Origin of the sequence: Klebsiella sp. 7-CIP_Kleb., from assembly GCF_050378655.1 — a bacterium.
Taxonomy (GTDB): domain Bacteria; phylum Pseudomonadota; class Gammaproteobacteria; order Enterobacterales; family Enterobacteriaceae; genus Klebsiella; species Klebsiella quasipneumoniae.
The window spans coordinates 798,392-824,083 of sequence record NZ_JBNRLJ010000001.1; the positions used below are offsets into that span (position 1 = coordinate 798,392).

The 25,692-nt window shown below is 55.0% G+C and carries 20 protein-coding genes, 2 tRNA genes, 3 other RNA genes and 1 pseudogene; 10 read left to right on the forward strand and 16 right to left on the reverse strand.

The genetic code is table 11. The features are described from left to right. Window positions 1-4 precede the first annotated feature (4 nt). The 7 genes from oppF to ACQUTI_RS03995 form a co-directional block, all read right to left on the reverse strand. Window positions 5-1,009 carry a murein tripeptide/oligopeptide ABC transporter ATP-binding protein OppF gene (gene oppF, locus ACQUTI_RS03965; protein WP_002910083.1) on the reverse strand — a complete coding sequence of 335 codons (1,005 nt, stop codon included), beginning with the start codon at window positions 1,007-1,009 and terminating at the stop codon, window positions 5-7. Then, window positions 1,006-2,019 carry an ABC transporter ATP-binding protein gene (locus ACQUTI_RS03970; RefSeq protein WP_004151853.1) on the reverse strand — a complete coding sequence of 338 codons (1,014 nt, stop codon included), beginning with the start codon at window positions 2,017-2,019 and terminating at the stop codon, window positions 1,006-1,008. The genes oppF and ACQUTI_RS03970 overlap by 4 nt, the downstream gene beginning before the upstream one ends. Window positions 2,020-2,030: 11 nt before the next feature. Continuing rightward, the gene (gene oppC / locus ACQUTI_RS03975) at window positions 2,031-2,939 is read right to left on the reverse strand and encodes an oligopeptide ABC transporter permease OppC (RefSeq protein ID WP_004145396.1); all 909 of its coding nucleotides are present in this window, start codon (window positions 2,937-2,939) and stop codon (window positions 2,031-2,033) included. A gap of 14 nt (window positions 2,940-2,953) precedes the next feature. Then, the gene (gene oppB, locus ACQUTI_RS03980; protein WP_002910089.1) at window positions 2,954-3,874 is read right to left on the reverse strand and encodes an oligopeptide ABC transporter permease OppB; all 921 of its coding nucleotides are present in this window, start codon (window positions 3,872-3,874) and stop codon (window positions 2,954-2,956) included. Between the two features lie 85 nt (window positions 3,875-3,959). Then, the gene (oppA, locus tag ACQUTI_RS03985; protein WP_004203164.1) at window positions 3,960-5,594 is read right to left on the reverse strand and encodes an oligopeptide ABC transporter substrate-binding protein OppA; all 1,635 of its coding nucleotides are present in this window, start codon (window positions 5,592-5,594) and stop codon (window positions 3,960-3,962) included. A gap of 743 nt (window positions 5,595-6,337) precedes the next feature. After that, window positions 6,338-6,985, reverse strand: a complete 648-nt coding sequence (locus ACQUTI_RS03990; protein WP_002910095.1) for a YchE family NAAT transporter — start codon at window positions 6,983-6,985, stop codon at window positions 6,338-6,340. Between the two features lie 213 nt (window positions 6,986-7,198). Next, complete coding sequence (locus tag ACQUTI_RS03995) at window positions 7,199-7,384, reverse strand: hypothetical protein (protein WP_032425908.1); 186 nt, start codon at window positions 7,382-7,384, stop codon at window positions 7,199-7,201. Window positions 7,385-7,461: 77 nt separating this feature from the next. Between ACQUTI_RS03995 and adhE the strand changes: the two genes are divergently transcribed. Further along, window positions 7,462-10,137, forward strand: coding sequence for a bifunctional acetaldehyde-CoA/alcohol dehydrogenase (gene adhE, locus ACQUTI_RS04000; RefSeq protein WP_004203165.1), 2,676 nt, complete (start codon window positions 7,462-7,464; stop codon window positions 10,135-10,137). Window positions 10,138-10,283: 146 nt separating this feature from the next. Here the strand turns inward: adhE and tdk are convergent. Continuing rightward, window positions 10,284-10,901: pseudogene (gene tdk / locus ACQUTI_RS04005) on the reverse strand (thymidine kinase). Window positions 10,902-11,462: 561 nt separating this feature from the next. On the opposite strand from tdk, the gene hns reads away from it, so the two are divergent. Continuing rightward, a complete protein-coding gene (gene hns / locus ACQUTI_RS04010) occupies window positions 11,463-11,870 on the forward strand; it encodes a histone-like nucleoid-structuring protein H-NS (protein ID WP_002910103.1) in 408 nt (135 codons plus the stop codon). 121 nt (window positions 11,871-11,991) lie between these two features. Here the strand turns inward: hns and galU are convergent, their stop codons facing one another. From galU to rssA, 3 genes are all read right to left on the reverse strand, one after another. Then, the gene (gene galU, locus ACQUTI_RS04015; RefSeq protein WP_043519787.1) at window positions 11,992-12,894 is read right to left on the reverse strand and encodes a UTP--glucose-1-phosphate uridylyltransferase GalU; all 903 of its coding nucleotides are present in this window, start codon (window positions 12,892-12,894) and stop codon (window positions 11,992-11,994) included. A 197-nt stretch (window positions 12,895-13,091) separates the two neighbouring features. After that, window positions 13,092-14,105: a two-component system response regulator RssB gene (gene rssB, locus ACQUTI_RS04020; RefSeq protein WP_017900771.1), complete on the reverse strand. Its 1,014-nt coding sequence runs from the start codon at window positions 14,103-14,105 to the stop codon at window positions 13,092-13,094. An 89-nt stretch (window positions 14,106-14,194) separates the two neighbouring features. Continuing rightward, complete coding sequence (rssA, locus tag ACQUTI_RS04025) at window positions 14,195-15,097, reverse strand: patatin-like phospholipase RssA (protein ID WP_004203175.1); 903 nt, start codon at window positions 15,095-15,097, stop codon at window positions 14,195-14,197. 112 nt (window positions 15,098-15,209) lie between these two features. On the opposite strand from rssA, the gene ACQUTI_RS04030 reads away from it, so the two are divergent. The 7 genes from ACQUTI_RS04030 to ACQUTI_RS04060 all read left to right on the forward strand — a co-directional run bounded on the left by ACQUTI_RS04030 (window position 15,210) and on the right by ACQUTI_RS04060 (window position 17,446). After that, window positions 15,210-15,668 (forward strand): YchJ family protein, encoded by a 459-nt coding sequence (locus tag ACQUTI_RS04030; protein ID WP_017900770.1) that lies wholly within the window; start codon window positions 15,210-15,212, stop codon window positions 15,666-15,668. 42 nt (window positions 15,669-15,710) lie between these two features. Next, a complete protein-coding gene (gene purU, locus ACQUTI_RS04035; RefSeq protein ID WP_004203178.1) occupies window positions 15,711-16,553 on the forward strand; it encodes a formyltetrahydrofolate deformylase in 843 nt (280 codons plus the stop codon). A gap of 159 nt (window positions 16,554-16,712) precedes the next feature. After that, a tRNA-Tyr gene (locus tag ACQUTI_RS04040) sits at window positions 16,713-16,797 on the forward strand. Between the two features lie 43 nt (window positions 16,798-16,840). After that, window positions 16,841-16,973, forward strand: a non-coding RNA gene (locus tag ACQUTI_RS04045) — RtT sRNA. Between the two features lie 38 nt (window positions 16,974-17,011). Then, window positions 17,012-17,096 (forward strand) — tRNA-Tyr (locus tag ACQUTI_RS04050). A gap of 43 nt (window positions 17,097-17,139) precedes the next feature. After that, window positions 17,140-17,271, forward strand: a non-coding RNA gene (locus ACQUTI_RS04055) — RtT sRNA. Window positions 17,272-17,314: 43 nt separating this feature from the next. Beyond that, window positions 17,315-17,446: non-coding RNA, RtT sRNA (locus ACQUTI_RS04060), on the forward strand. A 116-nt stretch (window positions 17,447-17,562) separates the two neighbouring features. Here the strand turns inward: ACQUTI_RS04060 and ACQUTI_RS04065 are convergent. Then, window positions 17,563-18,006, reverse strand: coding sequence for an Lrp/AsnC family transcriptional regulator (locus ACQUTI_RS04065; protein ID WP_023318559.1), 444 nt, complete (start codon window positions 18,004-18,006; stop codon window positions 17,563-17,565). A gap of 107 nt (window positions 18,007-18,113) precedes the next feature. Here ACQUTI_RS04065 and ACQUTI_RS04070 point away from each other — a divergent pair, with 107 nt between their 5' ends. Then, a complete protein-coding gene (locus ACQUTI_RS04070; RefSeq protein ID WP_049116203.1) occupies window positions 18,114-19,010 on the forward strand; it encodes a DMT family transporter in 897 nt (298 codons plus the stop codon). Here the strand turns inward: ACQUTI_RS04070 and narI are convergent. From narI to ACQUTI_RS04090, 4 genes are read right to left on the reverse strand one after another with little or no spacing between them, the layout of a single operon-like run. Continuing rightward, on the reverse strand, window positions 19,007-19,684 hold the full coding sequence (gene narI / locus ACQUTI_RS04075) for a respiratory nitrate reductase subunit gamma (RefSeq protein ID WP_002910189.1): 678 nt from the start codon (window positions 19,682-19,684) through the stop codon (window positions 19,007-19,009). The genes ACQUTI_RS04070 and narI overlap by 4 nt on opposite strands. Beyond that, window positions 19,684-20,394 carry a nitrate reductase molybdenum cofactor assembly chaperone gene (gene narJ / locus ACQUTI_RS04080; RefSeq protein WP_023318561.1) on the reverse strand — a complete coding sequence of 237 codons (711 nt, stop codon included), beginning with the start codon at window positions 20,392-20,394 and terminating at the stop codon, window positions 19,684-19,686. Before narJ ends, narI begins: the two co-directional genes overlap by 1 nt. Continuing rightward, window positions 20,391-21,926, reverse strand: a complete 1,536-nt coding sequence (narH, locus tag ACQUTI_RS04085; RefSeq protein ID WP_004203183.1) for a nitrate reductase subunit beta — start codon at window positions 21,924-21,926, stop codon at window positions 20,391-20,393. Before narH ends, narJ begins: the two co-directional genes overlap by 4 nt. Next, the gene (locus tag ACQUTI_RS04090; RefSeq protein ID WP_023318562.1) at window positions 21,923-25,666 is read right to left on the reverse strand and encodes a nitrate reductase subunit alpha; all 3,744 of its coding nucleotides are present in this window, start codon (window positions 25,664-25,666) and stop codon (window positions 21,923-21,925) included. Before ACQUTI_RS04090 ends, narH begins: the two co-directional genes overlap by 4 nt. Window positions 25,667-25,692 lie beyond the last annotated feature (26 nt).

Consider the following 25,692-nt stretch of genomic DNA (forward strand, 5'->3'; position numbering starts at 1 on the left):
GAGATTATAACGGGTCTACCTTAAGGCAGGAAACCGCATGGCGGAAGCTGCCTTCCAGCACCGGACGGGTTTTGGCGCACTCCGGTCCAGCGAGCGGACAGCGGGTGCGGAAGACACAGCCCGAAGGCGGATTAATCGGCGAGGGTAATTCGCCCTCCAGCAGTTGGATGGTTTTCGTTTTTTCGAGGTCCGGATCGGGGATCGGCACCGCCGACATCAGCGCTTTGGTATAGGGATGCAGCGGATTATGGTACACCTCATCGTAGGTTCCCAGCTCCACCGCATGGCCCAGATACATCACCAGTACGCGATCGGAGATGTGCTTAACTACCGCCAGATCGTGGGCGATAAATATCAGCGACAGTCCCATTTCACGCTGCAGCTGCTGCAGCAGGTTGACCACCTGGGCCTGGATGGACACGTCAAGTGCGGACACCGGCTCATCGCAGATAATCAGCTTCGGCTCGAGGATCAGCGCCCGCGCGATGCCGATGCGCTGACACTGACCGCCAGAGAACTCGTGCGGATAGCGGTTGATCAGGTTAGGCAACAGCCCGACTTTCATCATCATCGCCTTCACGCGATCGCGCACTTCCTGACGCGGCATCTTCGGATGATAGGTACGCAGCGGTTCAGCGATGATTTCTCCGATGGTCATACGCGGGTTCAGCGAGGCCAGCGGATCCTGGAAGATCATCTGGATATCGCTGCGCACGTCGCGCCACTCTTCCTGCTTCATGCCCAGCAGATCTTTACCCAACCAGGCCACTTTGCCATCGGTGGCCTTCACCAGGCCAATGATGGCGCGGGCGAAAGTCGATTTACCGCAGCCTGACTCCCCCACCACGCCGAGGGTCTCGCCTTCATAGAGACGCAGCGTCACGCCATCTACGGCTTTCAGCGTTTTCGACGGCTGCCAGAACCACTGTTTGCCATCTTTAATATCGAAATGCACCTTCAGGTCGGCAATTTCGAGCAGGACTTTTCGTTGTTCAGTTACGGCGTTCATAGCAGATCCCCCACCGGTTTAAAGCAGGCGCGCAGGCGACCTGGCGCGAAAGACTCCAGCGGCGGCGCGCTGCTGCACTGTTCCATTGCATGCGGACAGCGCGGCTGGAATGGGCAGCCTTTCGGCAAACGCAGCAGGTTCGGCGGGTTGCCCGGAATGGTCAATAACGCATCGCCTTCGGCATCCAGACGAGGAACCGCATTCAACAGCCCAATAGAGTATGGGTGCGACGGCTGATAAAAGACATCGCGCGCCTGACCGTACTCCATGGTGCGGCCCGCATACATCACCAGCACTTTATCGCAGATCCCCGCCACGACTCCGAGGTCATGGGTGATCATAATGATGGCCGTATTAAATTCGCGTTTCAGCTCATTCAGTAACGTCATGATCTGCGCCTGCACAGTGACGTCCAGGGCGGTGGTCGGCTCATCGGCAATCAGCAGCCGCGGCCGGCACAGTAGCGCCATGGCAATCATCACGCGCTGGCGCATCCCGCCGGAGAACTCGTGCGGGAACATCTTCATGCGCTTGCGCGCTTCCGGCATTTTCACCGCGTCGAGCATCTTGACCGACTCTTCAAATGCTTCGGCTTTGCTCAGCCCCTTATGCAGCATCAGGACTTCCATTAACTGCTCTCCCACCCGCATATATGGGTTCAGAGAGGTCATCGGATCCTGGAAAATCATCGAGATTTGCTCGGCGCGCAGTTTGTTCAGCTCACGCTCGGGCAAATTGAGGATTTGCCGACCGTTAAAGGTGGCGGAACCCCCGATGCGACCGTTGGCCGCCAGCAGCCCCATCAGGGCGAAGGCGGTCTGCGATTTACCGGAGCCGGACTCCCCGACAATACCGAGCGTCTCCCCCGCCTGGAGGGTGAAGTTCAGATCATTGACGGCGGTGACATCGCCATCCGGCGTTTTAAAGGTGACGCGAAGATCTTTCACGTCCAGCAGCAGGCCGCTGTGACTCTGCGCTTGCGGCGCTTTTGCCGTTTCAATCATGGTCATGGCAGCGCTCCTTAGCGGTCTTTCGGGTCGAGGGCATCACGCAGACCATCGCCGATAAAGTTGAAACAGAACAGGGTCACCACCAGGAAACCCGCCGGGAACAGCAACAGCCAGGGCGAGACCTCCATTGAGTTGGCGCCATCGCTGAGCAACGCCCCCCAGCTGCTGAGCGGCTCCTGCGTCCCCAGCCCCAGGAAGCTGAGGAAAGATTCGAAGAGGATCATACTGGGGACCAGCAGCGAGGCATACACCACCACCACGCCCAGCACATTAGGAACGATATGGCGCAGCACGATGCTCGCTGTGGAGACACCGCCGACCTGCGCCGCCTCAATAAACTCTTTGCGCTTCAGGCTCAAGGTCTGTCCGCGTACGATACGGGCCATGTCCAGCCAGGAGACCATGCCGATAGCGACAAAAATCAACAGGATATTCTGACCAAAAAAGGTCACCAGCAGGATAACGAAGAACATAAACGGGAAGGAGTTGAGGATCTCCAGCAGACGCATCATCACCGAATCCACTTTGCCGCCGAGATACCCGGAAAGCGAACCGTACAGCGTGCCGAGGATCACCGCCACCAGCGCCGCCGCCACCCCAACCATCAGCGAAATACGCCCGCCGATCGCCACGCGCACCAGCAGATCGCGACCGGAGGAGTCGGTCCCAAAGTAGTGGCCAGAGGCCATGTCCGGGGCATTGGACATCATGCCCCAGTCGGTATCGAAATAGGAGAATGACGACACCATCGGCGCGAAGGTCACGAACAGCGCAATGAGCACCAGCATAATCAAGCTGGTGACCGCGGCGCGGTTATGCATAAAGCGGCGACGCGCATCCTGCCAGAGGCTACGCCCCTCCACTTCCAGCTTCTCACTGAAGTTTTCCAGCGCCTCGCTATTTTTCTTACTTAACATCATGGCGAACTCCGGCTTCAGTAGCGAATCTTCGGATCGATAACGGCGTAAAGCACGTCAACGATGGCGTTGAACAGAATAGTCAGGGCACCCACGAGGATCGTCAGGCTGAGCACCAGCGAGTAGTCGCGGTTAAGCGCCCCGTTAACGAACAGCTGGCCAATCCCCGGCAGGCCGTAAATGGTTTCAATGACCATTGAGCCCGTAATGATGCCCACGAAAGCCGGCCCCATATAGGAGAGCACCGGCAGCAGCGCCGGCTTCAGCGCATGGCGCAAAATAATGCGGCGCATCGGCAGCCCCTTCGCCCGCGCGGTGCGGATAAAGTTAGAGTGCAGCACTTCAATCATTGAGCCGCGGGTAATTCGCGCGATGCTGGCGATATAGGCCAGGGAAAGCGCCACCATCGGCAGGATCATAAATTTCAACGCCCCGCCGTTCCAGCCGCCGCCCGGCAGCCAGTGCAGGGTAATAGCAAAGATCATCACCAGCAGAGGCGCCACCACAAAGCTCGGAATAACCACGCCGGTCATGGCTACCCCCATCACCGCATAGTCCCAGCGGGTATTCTGCTTCAAAGCGGCAATAACGCCCGCAGCGACGCCGATCACTACCGCCAGCAAAAAGGCAGCGAAGCCCAGTTTCGCCGAAACCGGGAAGCTGGCCGCCACCAGATCGTTGACCGAATAATCTTTGTATTTAAAGGAAGGACCAAAATCGCCATGCGCCAGCTGCTTCAGGTAATTGAAGTACTGCGTCATGATGGGGTCGTTTAAATGGTATTTTGCTTCAATATTCGCCATGACTTCCGGCGGTAGCGTGCGTTCCCCGGTAAAAGGACTTCCCGGAGCCAGACGCATCATGAAGAATGAAATGGTAATAAGAATGAATAGCGTCGGAATCGCTTCCAGACAGCGACGTAAGATAAATTTTAACATTGCCCGTACCTTCTGGCGTGTGCCTTTGCACTGCTCTCAAATAAGACACGATGGAGCGAGCACAGGCCCGCTCCACGTATTGCCATTAATGTTTGATAACGTAAAGGTCTTTGGTATAGACGTTATCCATCGGGTCTTTACCGGTGTAGCCACCGACCCACGGTTTCACCAGGCGGGCGTTAACGTAGTAATAGACCGGTACGATCGCGCTGTCTTTGTCCAGCTGCTGCTCTGCTTTCGCATAGGCTGCAGTGCGCTGCGCTTCATCGGATGCTTTTACGGATTCAGCCATAATCTTATCGAACGCCGGGCTCTTATAGTGCGCAGTGTTCATTGAGCTGTCTGAAAGCATGGTATTCAGGAATGAGGTTGGCTCGTTATAGTCGGCGCACCAGCCTGCACGCGCCACGTCATAGGTACCCTGATGACGGGTATCGAGGAACGTTTTCCACTCCTGGTTGACTAACTTCACGTCAATGCCCAGGTTTTTACGCCACAGCGAGGCGGCGGCAATCGCCAGCTTCTTGTGCAAATCAGAGGTGTTATACAGCAGGTTGAAGGTCAACGGTTTATCGGCGCTATAGCCGGCTTCGGCCAGCAGTTTTTTCGCTTCTTCATTCCGTTTTTCCTGCGACCAGGTAAACCATTCCGGCTCGGTCAGTTTCGCGCCATCGGTATACGGCGGGGTGTAGCCGTAGGCCGGCAGATCGCCCTGTCCTTTTACCTTATTGGCAATAATGTCGCGGTCCAGACCCAGCTTCAGCGCGGTACGTACGCGCACGTCGGTGAACGGTGCTTTCTGATTGTTAATTTCGTAGTAATAAGTACACAGATACGGGTCAACGTGCAGCTCGTTCGGGATCTCTTTTTTCAGTTTCTGGAAGAGCTCGATCGGCAGCTGGTTATAGGTCATATCCAGCTCACCGCTGCGGTAACGGTTAACATAGGTCACTTCAGAAGAGGTCGGCAGCCAAGTGACAGTGTTAATAACGGTTTTGGCATTATCCCAGTAATGCGGGTTGCGCTCCATGACGATACGTTCGTTGACCACCCAGTCTTTCAGGGTGTACGCGCCGTTGGTGACGATATTGCCAGGCTGCGTCCACTTCTCGCCAAATTTTTCAATCGCTGGTTTGTAGACAGGAGACATCGCCGGGTTAACCAGCAGTTTATAAAAATAGGGTACTGGCTCGCTGAGGGTGACTTCCAGCGTGTGGTCGTCAATGGCTTTTACGCCCAGTTCGCTCGGAGCTTTCTTGCCGTCAATGATTTCGTCGACGTTCACGATATGACCATACTGCGGATAGCTGGCATAAGGAGACGCGGTTTTCGGATCCACCAGACGCTGCCAGCTATAAACGAAGTCCTGGGCGGTCACCGGCTCGCCGTTAGACCATTTCGCATCTTTACGCAGATGGAAAGTCCAGACTTTGAAATCTTTATTATCCCAGCTCTCTGCCACGCCAGGGATCGGGTGGCCATCTTTCGGCGAGGTATTCAGCAAGCCTTCGAACAGGTCGCGGCTAATATTCGCCTCAGGCACCCCTTCGATTTTATTCGGGTCCAGCGATTGCGGTTCGGCGCCGCTATTTCGCACCAGCGTTTGCTTATCCGAAAGCTGCACACCGGCCGGGACATCCGCTGCCATAGCCATATTGCCGGCCATGAGTGCGGATAGCACTCCCGCGGCGATCAAACGTTTTTTAGTGATGATGGTCATTGTGTTGTAACTCCAGTCATTATAATTACTGGTTTTTTAACCAGCCTGTTTTTTTCCCGTTTAGGGGATCTGTCCAGCGCAGGAGTGTTTGCGATTGGCAGATTGCTATCACCGACTTATTTATTACGACCGCTCGAACGGCAGTCTTAACGTCGATTCGTTCCCCCTCGCTGGGGGGCAGTTCCGGCATAGCGAGATCATTAAAAATGATTCTCATTTACGCACATAATTCAGCAGACGATAACGGCGGAAAGTACCAAAAGGTAAACACCTCCGCCAATGCAATTTGCAAATATGTTACCGGATTCTCTTTTATTGCCGGCTTTGCCAGCGTTACTCGCGGTTGCCACAAAACACCGATAGAAAAATATCATTATTAATCATTTAGTTATGATGCTTTCACCAGCCAACATACTGATCAACGACCGCAAGATGATTTTTTGTACAAAAATTTAACAATAGATTACTTTTTAGCACATTCATCTACAGCCTTGTTAAAATTACTAATATCATTTCGATGATCCGACAGCAAGTACCAGAGAATGATGTGAAGAAAATAACATCACAGGATGGGGAGACGTGAGGGGAATGTTAAGAGAAATATTTCATATATTAATGAAAATTATGGAATTAATAGCGATATCGCAAAATGTTATTCTTACCGCCGGTTACGCGCTGGCTAATAGGTTTTGCTAATAATCGCGCAGGCGAGAAGGGAACCTACCCGCCTGCGTGGCAACCAGCTAACTCAGCAGCCCCGGAAAGAGCGCTTTAATCCCCGTCACAATAAACTCAATGCCAAGGGCCATCAGCAGCAGGCCCATAATACGGGTGATAACGTTGATCCCTGTCTGCCCTAGCAGACGCACCAGCCACGGCGCCATGCGGAAAATCCCCCAGCAGCAGAGGGCAAAGACGGCAATCGCCAGTGAAAAACCGACGAGGTGCACCCAGGAGTGATACCGCGTACCCCACACGATAGTGGAACTGATTGCCCCCGGTCCGGCCATTAGCGGTAGCGCGAGAGGAACCACGCCGATGCTCTCCCGCACCGCCGTCTCCGACTTCTCCTGCTTGTTCTGCTTATCTTCACCGAGCTTACCGCTGATCATCGACATCGCGATGGTCACCACCAGGATGCCGCCGGCGATACGGAACGAATCAATGGAGATACCAAAAATCTGCAGAATGCCATCGCCGAGAAACAATGACGTCAGGAGGATGATCGCCACCGACAGGTTGGCGGTCAGGTTGGTCTTATTGCGCACTGCTGCCGGTTGGTAGCTGGTCATACTAATGAACACCGGAATAATGCCCACCGGGTTAACCAGAGCAAATAAGCCGATGAAAAACTTGAAATATGCAGAAAAATCGAACAGTGATTGAGTCACAATGGGCTCCGCAGCATCATCAAAATTGGCGGTTGACTGTTAACAGCATAAAATAACTGCGCGAAACATACGCTTTTTGCATGCAATATTCATTATAAATATGCATAACCCGGTGATATGTATCGAATGTTAGCTATTTGTAGTTTTAATGCTAATCGTTTTTTTAATTTCAAAACCCTCCCATTACACTTGATCGAACCGGTCAAAAAGCAGTCAGCTGAAAGGTATCAGCAGTGCCAATACTTGATCTAAATCACGTAATTTGTACTCAGAAGTGAGTAATCTTGATGACACCAACAGAGTGGAAGGCAGCAGTACCTGAAAGTTAAAAAGATAAAGCTTTTTTAGTAAATCGGTAAAACAGCGTCCTGATTTTCCTACATAAACATTTACATGCAAGCTGTTTACAGCCTGTCTATAATGTCGAATCGAGCGACTGATTTACTAAAAAAGTTTAACATTATCAGGAGAGCATTATGGCTGTTACTAATATCGCTGAACTGAACGCGCTTGTTGAGCGTGTCAAGAAAGCCCAGCGTGAATATGCCAGTTTCACTCAAGAACAAGTCGACAAAATCTTCCGCGCCGCCGCGCTGGCCGCTGCAGATGCTCGAATCCCTCTCGCCAAAATGGCCGTTGCCGAATCCGGCATGGGCATCGTTGAAGACAAAGTGATCAAAAACCACTTCGCTTCCGAATACATCTACAACGCTTATAAAGACGAAAAAACCTGTGGCGTCCTGTCAGAAGACGACACTTTTGGTACCATCACTATCGCTGAACCTATCGGCATCATCTGCGGTATCGTTCCGACCACGAACCCGACTTCAACAGCCATCTTCAAATCGCTCATCAGCCTGAAGACGCGTAACGCCATCATTTTCTCTCCGCACCCGCGTGCTAAAGAAGCCACTAACAAAGCGGCTGACATTGTCCTGCAGGCTGCCATCGCTGCCGGCGCACCGAAAGACCTGATTGGTTGGATCGATCAGCCGTCTGTTGAGCTGTCTAACGCCCTGATGCACCACCCGGATATCAACCTGATCCTTGCAACCGGTGGTCCAGGCATGGTGAAAGCAGCATACAGCTCCGGTAAACCTGCTATCGGCGTAGGTGCCGGTAACACCCCGGTGGTGATTGATGAAACGGCTGACATCAAACGCGCCGTTGCTTCCGTTCTGATGTCTAAAACCTTCGATAACGGCGTTATCTGTGCTTCTGAGCAGTCCGTTGTGGTGGTTGATTCCGTTTATGACGCGGTTCGCGAACGTTTCGCCAGCCACGGCGGCTACCTGCTGCAGGGTAAAGAGCTGAAAGCCGTTCAGGACATTATCCTGAAAAATGGCGCGCTGAACGCCGCTATCGTTGGTCAGCCTGCAGCGAAAATCGCTGAACTGGCAGGCTTCACCGTACCGGCCACGACTAAAATCCTGATTGGCGAAGTCACCGACGTTGACGAAAGCGAGCCGTTTGCTCACGAAAAACTGTCTCCGACGCTGGCGATGTACCGTGCGAAAGATTTCGAAGACGCCGTGACCAAAGCAGAAAAACTGGTCGCCATGGGCGGTATCGGTCATACCTCTTGCCTGTACACCGACCAGGATAACCAGCCGGCTCGCGTGGCTTACTTCGGCCAGATGATGAAAACGGCGCGTATCCTGATCAACACCCCGGCTTCTCAGGGTGGTATCGGTGACCTGTACAACTTCAAACTCGCTCCTTCCCTGACTCTGGGTTGTGGTTCCTGGGGTGGTAACTCCATCTCTGAAAACGTTGGTCCGAAACACCTGATCAACAAGAAAACCGTTGCTAAGCGAGCTGAAAACATGTTGTGGCACAAACTTCCGAAATCTATCTACTTCCGTCGTGGCTCCCTGCCTATCGCACTGGATGAAGTGATTACTGATGGTCACAAACGCGCGCTGATCGTGACTGACCGCTTCCTGTTCAACAACGGTTATGCCGATCAGATCACCTCCGTACTGAAAGCTGCGGGTGTGGAAACTGAAGTCTTCTTCGAAGTTGAAGCTGACCCGACGCTGACCATCGTACGTAAAGGTGCTGAACTGGCGAACTCCTTCAAACCAGACGTGATCATCGCGCTGGGCGGCGGTTCCCCGATGGATGCGGCGAAAATCATGTGGGTCATGTACGAACATCCGGAAACCCACTTCGAAGAACTGGCCCTGCGCTTTATGGATATCCGTAAACGTATCTACAAGTTCCCGAAAATGGGCGTTAAAGCCAAGATGGTGGCGATCACTACCACCTCCGGTACCGGTTCTGAAGTTACGCCGTTCGCCGTTGTGACCGACGACGCGACAGGTCAGAAATATCCGCTGGCGGACTACGCGCTGACCCCGGATATGGCCATCGTCGATGCCAACCTGGTGATGGATATGCCGAAATCGCTGTGTGCGTTCGGTGGTCTGGATGCAGTGACCCACGCCCTGGAAGCTTACGTTTCCGTTCTGGCTTCTGAGTTCTCTGACGGCCAGGCTCTGCAGGCGCTGAAGCTGCTGAAAGAGTACCTGCCGGCGTCCTACCACGAAGGTTCCAAGAACCCGGTTGCCCGCGAGCGCGTACACAGTGCCGCTACCATCGCCGGTATTGCGTTTGCTAACGCCTTCCTCGGCGTGTGCCACTCCATGGCGCACAAACTGGGTTCCCAGTTCCATATCCCGCACGGTCTGGCCAACGCCCTGCTGATCTGCAACGTTATCCGCTACAACGCGAATGACAACCCGACCAAGCAGACCGCGTTCAGCCAGTACGACCGTCCGCAGGCTCGTCGTCGCTACGCTGAAATCGCCGATCACCTGGGTCTCTCCGCACCGGGCGACCGCACCGCAGCGAAAATCGAGAAACTGCTGGCATGGCTGGAAAGCGTGAAAGCTGAGCTGGGTATTCCGAAATCTATCCGCGAAGCTGGCGTTCAGGAAGCTGACTTCCTGGCCCACGTTGATAAGCTGTCTGAAGATGCATTCGATGACCAGTGCACCGGCGCTAACCCGCGCTACCCGCTGATCTCCGAACTGAAACAGATCCTGCTGGATACCTACTACGGTCGCGAGTTCGTCGAAGGCGAAGCCGCCGCGAAAGCCGAAGCGGCACCAGTGAAGGCTGAGAAAAAAGCGAAAAAATCCGCTTAATCAACAAGCATAAACGTTCTGCAAGCCCCGTCATCTGACGGGGCTTTTTTTTGCCTGCCGTCAGCCATGCTTTAACCCTGCTAACCCAACGGAGCGCAGGCAATAAAAAAGGCGCCTACAGGCGCCTGGACGAGCTTCTGCGCGTATTAGCAGGGGCGGTGCAGGTTTTGTACCTGGGTTAACGAGCCGACGCTCAGCGCTTCTTTATAATGCTTACGACAGACTGAAACGTATCGTTCATTACCGCCGATGACGACCTGCTCGCCCTCATTATAAGGACGCCCCTCCTGATCGAGGCGCAGCACCATGCTAGCCTTTCGTCCGCAGAAACAGATGGTTTTTAGCTCCACCAGCTTATCTGACCAGGCCAGCAAATACTGGCTACCGGTGAAGAGCTCACCGCGAAAGTCTGTCCGCAGGCCATAGCAAAGCACCGGAATGTCCAGCGTATCGACAACTTCAGACAGCTCATGAACCTGCTCGCGCGTCAGAAACTGGCTTTCATCCACCAGCACGCAGTGAATCGGTTTTAACTTGTGCTATGCGGCAATATCGTTATATAGCGACGTCTGTGGATTATACAAACGGGCCGGCGACGAGAGACCGATACGCGAGCTAACTTTTCCGGCGCCAAAGCGGTCATCAATCTCAGCGGTATAAACGACGGTACGCATCCCCCGCTCCTGGTAATTGTACGAAGATTGCAACAGAGCGGTCGACTTACCTGCATTCATTGCAGAGTAGTAGAAATAAAGTTGTGCCATCGGCTGCGTGACCCCAATCAAAGTGTTTTATCGCGGCGGAGATTATACCATATTTTATGCGTACAGCCGCCCGTTTAGCAGGGGTATTGTATCGCAGCCGAAGAGCCTGCAAAGCCAAAGGATTAAGAGGATGAATTGAATTTACAGGGCCATTATTTGTGCGCCCCGTTACGCTACTGGCGGGGTAACCATTGTCTTTTCGTGCTTATAGGGCGGTTAACTATGGGGCTATAAGCTGGGCCGCACGTTGTTTTATATTAAGTCTCGTAACCAAAAATGCGCTAATACTGACGAGGGTTATTTACCCATGTAAAGGATAATTTTTCTCACCGTACCTCAGAAAAAGCATACCGTCTCAGTGTCTTAGCTTACCTTCTCCTCATCGCTATAAGGATGAAAGATGTGAAGCGGCACGGGAATTTTAACTTAAATTAATTAATTCTCGCGACAAATAACCAGTAATTTTGAATTCCTTACATTCCCCCCTATTGCACAACGCATTTTATCGCTCTATTATTAGTTCAACAAACCACCCCACAATATAAGTTTGAGATTACTACAATGAGCGAAGCACTTAAAATTTTGAACAACATCCGTACTCTTCGTGCGCAGGCAAGAGAATGCACCCTGGAAACGCTCGAAGAAATGCTGGAAAAATTAGAAGTCGTTGTTAACGAGCGCCGTGAAGAAGAAAACGCCGCCGCGGCAGAAATTGAAGAACGTACGCGTAAGCTGCAGCAATATCGTGAAATGCTGATCGCTGACGGTATTGATCCGAATGAACTGCTGAGCACCATGGCAGCCGTTAAAGCCGGTACCAAAACCAAGCGTGCTGCACGTCCGGCTAAATACAGCTATGTCGACGAAAACGGCGAAACCAAAACCTGGACCGGCCAGGGCCGTACCCCGGCGGTGATCAAAAAAGCAATGGATGAGCAAGGTAAATCACTGGACGATTTCCTGATCTAATCTCCGTTGTTACGATATAAAAATCCCGCTGCGGCGGGATTTTTTTTGCCCCCAGGGGCCGATATAAAAAACCGGGAGCGCATTGCGACTCCCGGTTTTGTGCTTTCAGCAGCGCTGCGGATTACTTCGCAACCGCGGTTTCCAGCCAGGCTTTAAAATCGTCACCCAGCGTTTTGTGGCGAATACCATATTCGACGAACGCCTGCATGTAGCCAAGCTTATTACCGCAGTCATGGCTCTTGCCTTTCATATGATAAGCTTCGACCGTCTCTTTTTCGATCAGCATATCAATCGCGTCAGTCAACTGAATTTCATCACCGGCACCCGGAGGTGTCTTCGCCAGCAGCGGCCAGATATCGGCGCTGAGGACATAGCGCCCCACCACCGCCAGGTTGGACGGCGCGACGTCAGCTTTCGGCTTCTCTACCACACCCACCATCGGTACGCTTTCGCCCGGCTGCAGAGACTCACCTTTGCAGTCAACCACGCCATAGGCGGTCACGTCGTCGACAGGCTCAACCATAATCTGGCTGGCGCCGGTCTCATCGAAACGAGAGATCATCTCCGCGAGGTTATCGCGGCTCAGATCGGATTCATATTCATCCAGAATAACGTCTGGCAGAATAACTGCGACCGGCTCATCACCCACCACCGGATGGGCGCAAAGCACCGCGTGTCCCAGACCTTTTGCCAGGCCCTGACGAACTTGCATAATGGTTACGTGTGGCGGACAAATAGACTGCACTTCTTCCAGCAGCTGGCGTTTCACACGTTTTTCCAGCATCGCTTCCAGCTCAAAACTGGTATCGAAATGGTTTTCGATAGAGTTTTTGGACGAGTGCGTTACCAGAACAATTTCAGTAATTCCTGCAGCGATACATTCATTAACAACGTACTGAATTAACGGCTTATCTACCAGCGGCAGCATTTCTTTTGGAATCGCTTTGGTGGCCGGCAGCATCCTGGTGCCTAATCCCGCAACCGGGATAACCGCTTTTCTGACTTTAGAATTAAGGGCAGCCATTGAAATCTCCTGGACTGTTTGTTTTTTAAACTTCTCGTTACAAATAACGTGTCGAGTATATCAGTCAAGCGCGTATTCACTGGTCTGAAAAGCTTCCGATAGCCTCGAATTAGGACTTTTACGCATAAAACTGCTCGATGTTACCACCGCTAAAGGGCAACGGGTAATCCCGTCTGCTTAGATATAACCGTAATTGCTCATTCCGCAGACAACATTAAGCGTAAACGCCCTCCAGCCCCCCAAATTTGGCACTGCCATGAGGTACAACGCTGGCTAATTTGGTTAAGGTAAGCATCACCCAACGTTCCCAAAGGAACGCCATTACTAATCTGAATTTGATGCTCACCGGTATTCAGCGTGCCATTGAGCCCCGCCGACACCAGAATTAAATTTTTCAGTCCGCTGTGGTAATACCCCACTAACAAAGGAAACTGACCGGGAAGGTTTGCCTGACGCAGCAGCTGATTCACCTGTTTTAGCAGACTCCCCATTTCTGGAAGCCGTTGTCCCTGATGCGCCAGTTGCTCCTGTAACAAGCCATTGAACAACGCGCGCAATAATAAAGCTGCCAGTACGCCATTATCTCCTGCTCGTGTGACATCCAGACAATAGAAGGCCAAATCATTGTCCGAGAGCGGCGCGATATCGAGTACCAGACCGGGTTTATCCGCCGACACCAGCTGGCGATAATGAATGCGGCAGTGCGACATTTCCTGTTGCACCGGCGGCTGTAATTCCTGCAGTAATCGTGAGGCGGCGGTAGGATTACTGACCAGCGCGTCCCAGTCCTCAAATAGACGCTCTTCCTCTTCCACACGTGAACTGAACATCGCAGGATAGAGGCACGCATAAACGGTTTCACGCAGGCGATTGAAATCTTTTACTGGCTTTAACAACACGTCCTGAACGCCAAGCCGCAACGCTTTGGCTATATCGGCCATGTTTTCGGTAGCGGAAATCATCAGGATCGGTAGCTGCTCGCCGCGATTACGCAACGTCTCCACCAGCTCCAGACCGTTCATTCTCGGCATCGAAATGTCGCAGATCATCAGGTCCGGATGCACCTCCGTCATTTTATGCAGGGCATCCTTGCCATCTTCCGCCTGGAAGGTCGTTGCTCCCAGCGAGGTCAGCCATCCATGCAAGAGTGAGCGGAAAACGGGTTCGTCTTCAACTATCAGAATCTGTTTTCCCGCCAATGGCTGCGTCATGATATCTCCCCTGGCTGACGATAATTCAATAGTGGCACGCTATTCTCACTATCGCCTGTCAGAATTTGCTTAAGTCAGGTACTCGTGCGTCAAATCGCGGTACGCACTAAGGGTAATAATTCATCCATTTTCTTTTCTACCGCCAGCTGCCCTGCGGTAATCGCCTCGCCGGCGCGATGGAAATCAAGCGTCGAGACTTGTGGACAGTACGGTTGCAACAGGATATCCGGCGGGTCGCCCGCCATACGATTGCGTTTAAGACGATTCTCCAGGACCTGGATAGAAGTGGTCATGATCTCCATCGCCGTCGGCGTCACGGCCGTCCGGCGGGAACTCATTTGCGTCAAGCGTGCGCGCAGACGAGTATGCCATGGCCCCTCCTTCGCTTCGGCTTCGCGCCGCGGCGTTTCGAGGGAGAATAAATCCTGCTGCATAAGGTGGGCATCATGTTGCAGATCCACGGCAATCACGATATCGGCCCCCATTGCCCGCGTAAGCGACACGGGAACCGGATTGACCACCGCGCCATCGACCAGCCAGTAACCATTATGCCTTACCGGCGACATTAACCCCGGCATACTGCAGGAGGCTCGAATCGCTAAATGCAGATCGCCTTCGGTAAACCACAGCTCCCTGCCAGTGCTTAAATTTGTCGCGACGGCGGCAAATCGCCGTTCGCAGTGTTCGATATCGGTCACGGGCATGATGCGGCGATAATGATTGAATACCTTTTCACCCCGCAACAGTCCACCGCGGCGCCAGGAGAGGTCCATCAGTTTCAGAACGTCCCAGTTGCTGAAAGAGCAGACCCAGGACTCAAGCGCCGGGAGCCGGTTACAGGCATACGCCGCCCCTACCAGCGAACCGATAGAGCAACCGGCCACGATATCAATCTCAATGCCGGCCTGCTGGAGGGCGTTGATGACGCCAATATGCGACCATCCGCGGGCGGCACCCGCACCTAACGCCAGACCAATTTTAAGCTTTCTCATTAGTACTGATAACTATCCTTCCACTCTGAGCGTGGCAACATTGTCACGGCTCAGTTAACATAAAGCCCTTTGGCGTAGAAGCGCCGTTACTCATTCTTCCATGGAGGCTGTTTTGTCGCAATTATGCCCCTGTGGCAGCGCACTGGAGTATAGCTCATGTTGCCAGCGATATCTGTCCGGCGCTGAGCTTGCGCCAGGCCCGTCACAGCTTATGCGCTCCCGTTACAGCGCGTTCGTCATGAAAGATGCCGACTACCTGATCAAAACCTGGCATCCGTCCTGTCAGGCGCGGCAGTTTCGCGCCGAACTGGAGAAAGGCTTTGCCCACACAGAATGGCTGGGCTTAACCCTGTTCGCCAGCGATGAAGGACGAGCCGCAAATGAAGGCTTTGTCAGCTTTATCGCCCGCTTTAATGACAATAACCGCCCGGGCGCCATTATTGAACGTTCCAGATTCTTAAAAGAAAATGGACAGTGGTACTATATCGACGGGACACGACCGCTGATTGGCCGTAACGACCCCTGCCCTTGCGGTTCAGGTAAAAAATTTAAAAAATGCTGCGGCCAGTAACGCTGCCGCAGCGCTTGCAAACACTACAGGATTTTCCTCGCGATGCATTCATTACAACGTAAAGTACTACGCACTATTTGCCCTGATCAGAAAGGCCTCATCGCGCGTATCACCAATATCTGCTACAAGCACGAACTTAACATTGTGCAGAACAACGAATTTGTTGACCACCGCACCGGTCGTTTCTTTATGCGCACCGAACTGGAAGGCATTTTCAACGACGCTATTCTGCTGGCCGATCTGGACAGCGCCCTGCCGGAAGGCTCGATTCGTGAACTCAATCCGGCAGGCCGCCGCCGGGTGGTGATTCTGGTGACGAAAGAGGCCCACTGCCTCGGCGATCTGCTGATGAAAGCCAATTACGGCGGGCTGGATGTCGATATTGCCGCGGTTATTGGTAACCATGACACCCTGCGCCCGCTGGTGGAACGTTTTGGCATCCCGTTTGAACTGGTCAGCCATGAAGGGCTGAGCCGCGAAGAGCACGACAAACAGATGGGCGACGCGATTGCCGCCCACGAGCCGGATTACGTGGTGCTGGCCAAGTATATGCGCGTGCTTACGCCGGAATTTGTCGCCCGTTTCCCGAACAAGATCATTAACATTCACCACTCGTTCCTGCCGGCGTTTATCGGCGCGCGTCCGTATCATCAGGCCTATGAGCGTGGCGTGAAGATCATCGGCGCCACCGCCCACTACGTGAATGATAATCTGGACGAAGGCCCCATCATTATGCAGGACGTCATTCACGTCGATCATACTTATACCGCAGAAGATATGATGCGTGCCGGGCGCGATGTCGAAAAAAACGTATTGAGCCGGGCGCTGTATCAGGTACTGGCGCAGCGCGTCTTCGTCTACGGCAACCGGACGATTATTCTTTAATCGACTGAGAAATGAATTGGTTAGCTTTACGGCGTTACGGGTAAAAATCAGGCAACCAGTTTATTTTTGTCAAAGGAATGCTTTACAGGGGCGCATCATTTGGTATGATGCGCCCCGCTTCCCGAGAAGGAAGCAGGCCAGTATTAAGCATTACCCCGTGGTGGGGTTCCCGAGCGGCCAAAGGGAGCAGACTGTAAATCTGCCGTCATCGACTTCGAAGGTTCGAATCCTTCCCCCACCACCATTATTCACTACAGTGATATGGTTTTCCCGACAAGCGTAAACGATGTTTGCACTTAGCGGGAAGGGTAAGAACCTTCGACTAAGGTTCGACTCGAGCACCAGCGAGAGAACGTTGCCGCAGGCAACGGCCCGAAGGGCAAGGAGCGATAGCGACGAGTTATCCTTCCCCCACCACCATTCATTTTGCTGAATAGCCTACAATGTGATTTTCCCCTGGTGGGGTTCCCGAGCGGCCAAAGGGAGCAGACTGTAAATCTGCCGTCATCGACTTCGAAGGTTCGAATCCTTCCCCCACCACCATCCCTTCATGTATTACCCAGCTTACTCCACTTGCGATACTTTATATTCTGCCCTACGGGGAAGGATGAGAAGCTTCGACTAAGGTTCGACTCGAGCGTAGCGAGAGAACGTTGCCGCAGGCAACGGCCCGAAGGGCGAGGCGCTTTAGCGCCGAGTTATCCTTCCCCCACCACCATCCCTTCATGTATTACCCAGCTTACTCCACTTGCGATACTTTATATTCTGCCCCACGGGGAAGGATGAGAAGCTTCGACTAAGGTTCGACTCGAGCGTAGCGAGAGAACGTTGCCGAAGGCAACGGCCCGAAGGGCGAGGCGCTTTAGCGCCGAGTCATCCTTCCCCCACCGCTGTTGCACTCTCGTCAGCCACCTGTTCTGCTATCTCCTCGCTCGCGCTTCGCTTAGCGAGGCTACAGGTGTGCCGTCTGGTAGTCCGGTCAGGTGCGCCGCACCGCCTCCGGGAAAACTCACAGCGGGGGCAGTCGCCTCTTCACCGGCGAACTTTTCACCACCGAGGTATTGCACTGCGCAAATTCGGCCAGGCCGTCCAGTAGCGTATCCAGCTGGGCAATATCACGCACCACCAGTCGCATCACGAAACAATCCTCTCCGGTCACTTTGTCACTTTCAATGCACTCCGGCATCGCCTGAATATATTTATCCACCTTTTGCAGTAGACCAGGCAGCGGCCGAACCCGCACCAGCGCCTGCAGGCTGTAGCCCAGCGCGGCGAGATTCACCCGCGCCCCATAGCCCTGAATCACGCCCCGCTCCTCCAGGCGCTTCACCCGCTCGGCGGTGCTCGGCGAGGTCAGCCCCACCCGCGCGCTCAATACCTTCAACGAGACTCTGGCATCCTGAGTCAGGCAAGTGAGGATCGCCCGGTCAATTTCATCAAGTACGTCATTCATGTTTTTTACCTAATTATGAAAGGGATTTCCCCCTGTTTGCCTTAATTCAGCCATGTCAGGCTGTCAGGATTTTTCGCACAATACTGGAAAACTTCTGGAGGTGAAATATGCAAATTACCCGCGGCGTCTGGCAAATGAGCCTGGCGATGATAATTTCTGGCTCGATCGGCGCGTTCGTGCTGCTCTCTGGTTTGCCGGTAATTGATGTGGTGTTCTGGCGCTGCCTGATTGGCGCGCTCACCCTGCTGCTGTTCATCATTCTCAGCCGCCAGCCCTTCAGTCGTCTCACGCGCTTCACCCTCGCCCTCGCGGTACTTGGCGGCATCGCGCTGGTCATCAACTGGCTGCTGCTGTTTGCCGCCTACTCGCGTATTTCAATTGGCATGGCCACGGTGGTCTACAACACCCAGCCGTTTATGCTGGTGCTGATGGGCATGGTGTTGGGGGAACGGGTCAGCGCCGTAAAATGGGGATGGTTACTGTTGGCCTTCGGCGGCGTGGTGATCCTGCTGTCAAGCGAGCTTGCCCCGACGCACGGCGAAAGTCTCACGGCCGGCGTTTTGCTGGCATTAGGCGCGGCATTTTTCTATGCCCTGACCGCCATCATCGCCCGCAAACTGCATCCGCTCCCTGCTCAGCATATTGCCTTTATTCAGGTGCTCGTCGGCGTCGTGATGCTGCTGCCGCTGGTGCAAATGCCCGACTTTTCTGCCAGCTTCCCCTGGCGCTATCTGCTGATCCTCGGCGTCGTCCATACCGGGATCATGTATCAGCTTTTATATAGCGCGATACAGAAGCTGCCGACGCCCATTACCGGTTCGCTCTCCTTTATTTATCCGTTGGTGGCGATGGGGGTCGACTATCTGGTCTTCCATCATGCGTTAACCCCTGTGCAGTTGCTCGGCGGGATGCTTATTCTGTTTGCCGCCGCCGGGAATAACCTCGGCTGGGGCGAAAAAAAACCCCGCCAGGGCGGGGTCAGTCAGCGGTCGCGGGCCAGTTAGCGACGGGCGCGGACAATCTGGTATTTGCGCGTCAGGTACTCTACCGGCGCGCTCCAGATATGAACCAGGCGAGAGAATGGGAACAGCAGGAACAGGGTCATCCCCAGCACCAGGTGGACGCGGAAGATAAACGCCACGCCATCCAGGTGCTGCGACGCACCGCCGTGGAAGGTGACCACCGACTGCGCCCAGCCGACCAGCTTCATCATTTCGCTGCCGTCCATATGCTGGGCAGAGAATGGGATCGTCAGTAGACCCAGCGCACACTGCACCATCAGCAGGGAGAGGATCAGAATATCCGCGCCGGTGGTGGTGGCGCGCACGCGTGGGCTGAGCAGACGACGCTTGAGCAGCAGTAAACCGCCCACCAGGGTCATCACGCCGCAGGCGCCGCCGGCGATCATCGCCATCTTCTGCTTGACGTCGATCGGCAGGAAGGATTCATACATCCAGTGCGGGGTCAGCATGCCGAGGAAGTGGCCTGCGAAAATGCCGAGGATGCCGATATGGAACAGGTTCGACGCCAGGTTCATTCCCTTACGGTCCAGCATCTGGCTGGAGGCGGCGCGCCAGGTGTACTGACCGTAGTCGTAGCGCAGCCAACTGCCGATCAGGAACACTGAACCCGCAATGTACGGATAAATGTCAAAGAAGAACATATTCAGGAAGTGCATTATTGCTGTCCTCCGTTAGAGATATTCAGATATTGCGGGGCCACGGCTCCGGCAAAACGACGCTGGTGAGCGGAAATCTCCGACTCGCCGCAGCCCTGGTCGGCAAAGAATTTCACCTGTTCTTCTTCCCAGACCGCGTCCAGCGCCTGCGGCGTATCGTCGCGGGCTTCGTCGGCAATCTTCTCCGCCACCTTCTGGCTGTCGACCTGAGTGTTTGCCAGCTTCAGCAGCAGTTCGAACAGCACCGCATAACGGCTCTCGCGCTGCTGCAGCCGCGCGCTGAGCAGGCCGAGGATCGGCGCAACGTCCCGCAGGCCGCCAAGCGCTTCCTCTTCCGGCAGCTGCGCCAGATACTCCAGATACAGCGGCAGATGATCCGGCAGCTCGTGGCTATCGAGCAGCAGACCGTGGCGCTCATACTGCGCCATCAGATCAACCATCGCCTGCCCGCGATCGCGGGATTCGCCGTGCACGTGTTCAAACAGCAGCAGCGAGGTGGCCCGGCCGCGGTCAAACAGTTCGCTATAGGCCGCCTGGGCATCCAGCGGATCCTGAGCCAGCAGATCGCGCAGAAAAACGCCCAGCGCGTGAGCATCCTCTTTGCTGAGTTTCTCTGATGACGCAAGCGCCTCGAACATCTCCTGCTGATGCTGCCATAAGGCAGCGTCAGGGTATTCGAGCAGGCGCGACACAATCACAAGTTCAATCATGCGTGCGGCTCCGTTTTGCTGGTCACGTCGATGGCGTCGATGCGACGGCTGTTGAACAGGTTGAACTGGCTGTCAGAGCCGTGGCAGCCGTCGCCAAAGCTAAAGCCGCAGCCGTTTTTCTCCGGAAACGCTTCCCGCGCCTGTTCACGATGGCTGCTTGGCACCACGAAACGATCTTCGTAGTTAGCGATCGCCAGGTAGCGGTACATCTCCTGAGCCTGCGCTTCGCTTAAGCCCACCTCATCCAGCGCGCGGGTATCGACAACGCCGTCAACGGTTTCCGCCCGCTTATAGTGACGCATCGCCAGCATCCGCTTCAGGGCCAACAGAACCGGTTGGGTATCGCCGGCGGTCAGCAGGTTCGCCAGATACTGCACCGGAATACGCAGGCTTTCCACGTCCGGCAGGATCCCATTGCTGCCCAGTTCGCCGGCATCGGCGGCGGACTGAATCGGCGACAGCGGCGGCACGTACCAGACCATCGGCAGGGTGCGATATTCCGGGTGCAGCGGCAGGGCCAGCTTCCAGTCCATCGCCATTTTCCACACCGGCGACTGCTGCGCGGCTTCAATCACCCCCTGCGGTACGCCATCTTTCAGCGCCTGCTCAATCACTTTCGGGTCGTTCGGATCGAGGAACACGTCCAGTTGACGCTGATAGAGATCTTTCTCGTTCTCGGTGCTGGCGGCATTTTCGATCGCGTCCGCGTCATACAGCAGGACGCCGAGGTAGCGGATTCGGCCCACGCAGGTTTCGGAGCATACCGTCGGCATTCCGGATTCAATACGCGGGTAGCAGAAGATGCACTTCTCAGATTTCCCACTCTTCCAGTTGAAGTAGATCTTCTTGTACGGGCAGCCGGTGATGCACATCCGCCAGCCGCGGCACTTGTCCTGGTCGATCAGCACGATGCCGTCTTCTTCACGCTTATAGATGGCGCCGCTCGGGCAGGTTGCGACGCACGCCGGATTCAGGCAGTGCTCGCACAGGCGCGGCAGATACATCATGAAGGTGTTCTCGAACTGGCCGTACATCGCCTTCTGCATGTTGTCGAAGTTCTGGTCTTTGGCGCGCTTTTCAAACTCGCCGCCGAGGATCTCTTCCCAGTTCGGACCGCTGGTGATCTTGTCCATCCGCTGGCCGGTGATCAGCGATCGCGGACGGGCGATCGGCTGGTGTTTACTCTCCGGGGCGTTATGCAGGTTCTGGTAGTCGTAATCGAACGGCTCGTAGTAATCATCGATGCCCGGCAGATGCGGGTTCGCGAAGATTTTACCTAACAGCATCGCGCGGTTGCCCATACGCGGCTGCAGCTTGCCGTTGATTTTGCGGATCCAGCCGCCCTTCCATTTCTCCTGGTTTTCCCAGTCGTTCGGAAAACCAACGCCAGGCTTACTCTCCACGTTATTGAACCAGGCGTACTCCATCCCTTCCCGGCTGGTCCAGACGTTTTTACAGGTTACCGAGCAGGTGTGGCAGCCGATGCATTTATCGAGATTCAGCACCATGCCGACTTGTGAACGAATTTTCATTTTACGCTCTCCTGTACCTGGTCATTGCCTTCGCCGTCTAACCAGTTAATGTTCTTCATCTTACGTACCACCACAAACTCATCGCGGTTGGAGCCGACGGTGCCGTAGTAGTTAAAGCCATAGGCCAGATGGCCATAGCCGCCGATCATATGGGTCGGTTTCGGCGTAATACGGGTAACCGAGTTATGGATCCCGCCGCGCTGGCCGGTGACTTCAGAGCCAGGCAGGTTCACGATGCGTTCCTGCGCGTGATACATCATGGTCATCCCGGCCGGCACGCGCTGGCTCACCACCGCGCGCGCCGTCAGGGCGCCGTTGGCGTTGAACACTTCGATCCAGTCGTTATCTTCGATACCCAGATCTTTCGCATCCGCCTCGCTCATCCAGACGATCGGACCGCCGCGTGACAGGGTCAGCATCAGCAGGTTATCGCTGTAGGTCGAATGGATACCCCATTTCTGGTGCGGGGTCAGGAAGTTCAGCGCCTTCTCCGGGTTGCCGTTGGACTTCTCGCCCATCACCGCTTTCACCGAGCGGGTGTCAATCGGCGGACGATAAACCAGCAGGCTTTCGCCAAAGTCACGCATCCACTGGTGATCCTGATACAGCGACTGACGACCGGACAGGGTACGCCATGGGATCAGCTCGTGAACGTTGGTGTATCCGGCGTTATAGGAGACGTGTTCGTCTTCCAGACCTGACCAGGTCGGGCTGGAGATAATTTTCCGCGGCTGCGCCTGAATGTCGCGGAAACGGATCTTCTCGTCTTCTTTGTTCAGCGCCAGGTGCGCGTGCTCGCGGCCGGTGATCTCGCTCAGCGCTTTCCACGCCTTCACCGCCACCTGACCGTTCGTTTCCGGTGCCAGGGTGAGGATCATCTCCGCGGCGTCAATGGCCGTCTCCAGCTTCGGCTGACCTTTCGCCGGGCCTTCCGCCTTGGTGTAGTTGAGCTTACGCAGCAGGTCCATTTCGCTCTGGGTATTCCAGGCGATGCCTTTCCCGCCGTTGCCGATGGTTTCCAGCAGCGGACCAATAGAGGTGAAGCGCTCGTAAGTCGCCGGATAATCACGCTCGACCGGAATAATATGCGGCGCGGTTTTCCCCGGAATCAGGTCACATTCGCCCTTCTTCCAGTCTTTGACGTCCAGCGGCTGCGCCATTTCCGCGGCGGAATCATGCTGGATCGGCAGCGTAACGACGTCGGTTTCTTTACCGAGGTGGCCCACGCACAGTTCTGAGAATTTCTTCGCGATACCTTTATAGATATCCCAGTCGCTCTTCGATTCCCAGGCCGGGTCAACGGCCGCCGACAGCGGATGAATAAACGGATGCATATCCGAGGTATTCATGTCGTCTTTTTCATACCAGGTGGCGGTCGGCAGCACGATGTCGGAGTAGAGACAGGTGCTCGACAAACGGAAGTCGAGGGTCACCACCAGGTCCAGCTTGCCGTCGAGGCCGTTATCTCGCCATTCGACTTCTTCCGGCTTCACGCCACCCTGCTTGCCAAGGTCTTTGCCCTGAATACCGTTCTCCGTACCCAGCAGGTATTTGAGCATGTACTCATGGCCTTTACCGGAGGAGCCCAGCAGGTTGGAACGCCAGATAAACAGGTTACGCGGATGGTTTTTACCGTTTTCCGGCTGCTCCGCCGCAAAGCGAATCGAGCCCTCTTTCAGGGATTTGACGGTGTAATCCACCGGCGTCATGCCGGCTTTTTTCGCCTCATCGGCGATGCGCAGCGGGTTAACGCCCAGCTGCGGCGCCGACGGCAGCCAGCCCATCCGCTCGGCGCGGACGTTGAAGTCGATCAGATGACCGCTGTAGCGGGATTTATCCGCCATCGGCGACAGCAGCTCCTGCGCGGTCACGGTTTCATAGCGCCACTGGCTGGAGTGGTTGTAGAAGTACGAGGTGCTGTTCATATGGCGTGCCGGACGCTGCCAGTCAAGGGCGAACGCCAGCGGCTGCCAGCCGGTCTGTGGACGCAGTTTTTCCTGGCCCACATAGTGCGCCCAACCGCCACCGCTCTGGCCGACGCAGCCGCAGAAGATCAGCATGTTGATCAGACCGCGGTAGTTCATGTCGAGGTGGAACCAGTGGTTGAGACCCGCCCCGACGATAATCATCGAGCGACCATGGGTTTTATCGGCGTTATCGGCAAACTCGCGGGCGGTACGGATGATATGCGCGCGGGAGACACCGGTAATTTTCTCCGCCCAGGCCGGGGTGTAGGCTTTCACTTCATCATAGCTGGCGGCGCAGTTGTCATCGTTCAGACCGCGCTCCAGGCCATAGTTGGCCATGGTCAGATCGTACACGGTGGTCACCAGCGCGCTGGAGCCGTCGGCCAGCTGCAGGCGTTTGACCGGCAGTTTGTGCAGCAGAATGTTTTCAAGAGCGACTTTGTTGAAGTGCTCAGAACCTTCGCCACCGAAGTACGGGAAGCCAACGTCCGCCACCTCGTCATGGCTGCCGAGCAGACTCAGACGCAGCTCAATCTCTTCGCCGGTTTTGCCATCGCGCTGTTCGAGGTTCCATTTGCCTTTATCGCCCCAGCGGAATCCGAGGGAACCGTTCGGCACGGTGAGATCGCCTTTCTCGTCAAAGGCGACGGTCTTCCATTCCGGATTCTTTTCCTGACCAAGGGAATCCACGAGGTCGGACGCGCGCAGCGTGCGGCCGGCGGCGTAATAGCCGTCGCGCTCCTCAAGCATCACCAGCATCGGCATGTCGGTGTAGCGACGCACGTAATCGGTGAAATACTGGCTCGGCTTATCAAGATGGAACTCACGCAGCATCACGTGGCCCATCGCCAGTGCCATCGCGGCATCGGTACCCTGCTTCGGCGCCAGCCACAGATCGCAGAGCTTGGCGATTTCGGCGTAGTCCGGAGTGATAGCCACGGTTTTGGTCCCTTTATAGCGAACTTCAGTAAAGAAGTGCGCATCCGGGGTACGGGTCTGCGGCACGTTGGAGCCCCAGGCGATGATATAGCTGGAGTTGTACCAGTCGGCGGATTCCGGCACATCGGTCTGCTCGCCCCAGGTCATCGGCGAGGCCGGCGGCAGGTCGCAGTACCAGTCGTAGAAGCTCAGGCAAGTGCCGCCGATCAGCGACAGGTAACGGGCGCCGGAGGCGTAGGAGACCATCGACATCGCCGGGATCGGCGAGAAGCCGGCCACGCGGTCCGGACCGTAAGTTTTCACGGTATAGACGTTGGAGGCGGCAATCAGCTCGTTCACTTCCTGCCATGAGGAGCGGACAAACCCGCCGCGACCGCGAGCCTGTTTGAAGCTTTTGGCTTTGTCGGCGTCTTCGATAATCGAGGCCCATGCCGCGACCGGATCGCTATGCTGAACCTTCGCCTCCCGCCACATCTTCATCAGGCGTTTGCGCATCAGCGGGTATTTCAGGCGGTTCGCGCTGTACAGATACCAGGAGTAGCTGGCGCCGCGCGGGCAGCCGCGCGGTTCGTGGTTTGGCAGGTCCGGACGGGTGCGCGGATAGTCCGTTTGCTGGGTTTCCCAGGTCACCAGCCCGTTTTTGACATAAATCTTCCAGCTGCATGAACCGGTGCAGTTAACACCGTGAGTGGAACGCACAATTTTGTCATGCTGCCAACGTTGACGGTATCCATCCTCCCAGTCCCGGTTGGTGTTTAGAAGCTGGCCGTGCCCATCGGCAAAGGTTTCACCCTTCTGTTTGAAGTAGCGAAACCGGTCCAGGAATTTACTCATCGGGTTTCTCCTGATATGGAGCCTGA

Coding starts and splice junctions, on each gene's coding strand:
- ACQUTI_RS04090 (WP_023318562.1), bottom strand. CDS start 25,666: ATGAGTAAATTCCTGGACCGGTTTCGCTACTTCAAACAGAAGGGTGAA.
- rssA (WP_004203175.1), bottom strand. CDS start 15,097: ATGAGAAAGCTTAAAATTGGTCTGGCGTTAGGTGCGGGTGCCGCCCGC.
- oppC (WP_004145396.1), bottom strand. CDS start 2,939: ATGATGTTAAGTAAGAAAAATAGCGAGGCGCTGGAAAACTTCAGTGAG.
- ACQUTI_RS03970 (WP_004151853.1), bottom strand. CDS start 2,019: ATGACCATGATTGAAACGGCAAAAGCGCCGCAAGCGCAGAGTCACAGC.
- galU (WP_043519787.1), bottom strand. CDS start 12,894: ATGGCTGCCCTTAATTCTAAAGTCAGAAAAGCGGTTATCCCGGTTGCG.
- narH (WP_004203183.1), bottom strand. CDS start 21,926: ATGAAAATTCGTTCACAAGTCGGCATGGTGCTGAATCTCGATAAATGC.
- oppF (WP_002910083.1), bottom strand. CDS start 1,009: ATGAACGCCGTAACTGAACAACGAAAAGTCCTGCTCGAAATTGCCGAC.
- purU (WP_004203178.1), top strand. CDS start 15,711: ATGCATTCATTACAACGTAAAGTACTACGCACTATTTGCCCTGATCAG.
- ACQUTI_RS04065 (WP_023318559.1), bottom strand. CDS start 18,006: ATGAATGACGTACTTGATGAAATTGACCGGGCGATCCTCACTTGCCTG.
- oppA (WP_004203164.1), bottom strand. CDS start 5,594: ATGACCATCATCACTAAAAAACGTTTGATCGCCGCGGGAGTGCTATCC.
- rssB (WP_017900771.1), bottom strand. CDS start 14,105: ATGACGCAGCCATTGGCGGGAAAACAGATTCTGATAGTTGAAGACGAA.
- ACQUTI_RS04070 (WP_049116203.1), top strand. CDS start 18,114: ATGCAAATTACCCGCGGCGTCTGGCAAATGAGCCTGGCGATGATAATT.
- narJ (WP_023318561.1), bottom strand. CDS start 20,394: ATGATTGAACTTGTGATTGTGTCGCGCCTGCTCGAATACCCTGACGCT.
- oppB (WP_002910089.1), bottom strand. CDS start 3,874: ATGTTAAAATTTATCTTACGTCGCTGTCTGGAAGCGATTCCGACGCTA.
- hns (WP_002910103.1), top strand. CDS start 11,463: ATGAGCGAAGCACTTAAAATTTTGAACAACATCCGTACTCTTCGTGCG.
- narI (WP_002910189.1), bottom strand. CDS start 19,684: ATGCACTTCCTGAATATGTTCTTCTTTGACATTTATCCGTACATTGCG.
- adhE (WP_004203165.1), top strand. CDS start 7,462: ATGGCTGTTACTAATATCGCTGAACTGAACGCGCTTGTTGAGCGTGTC.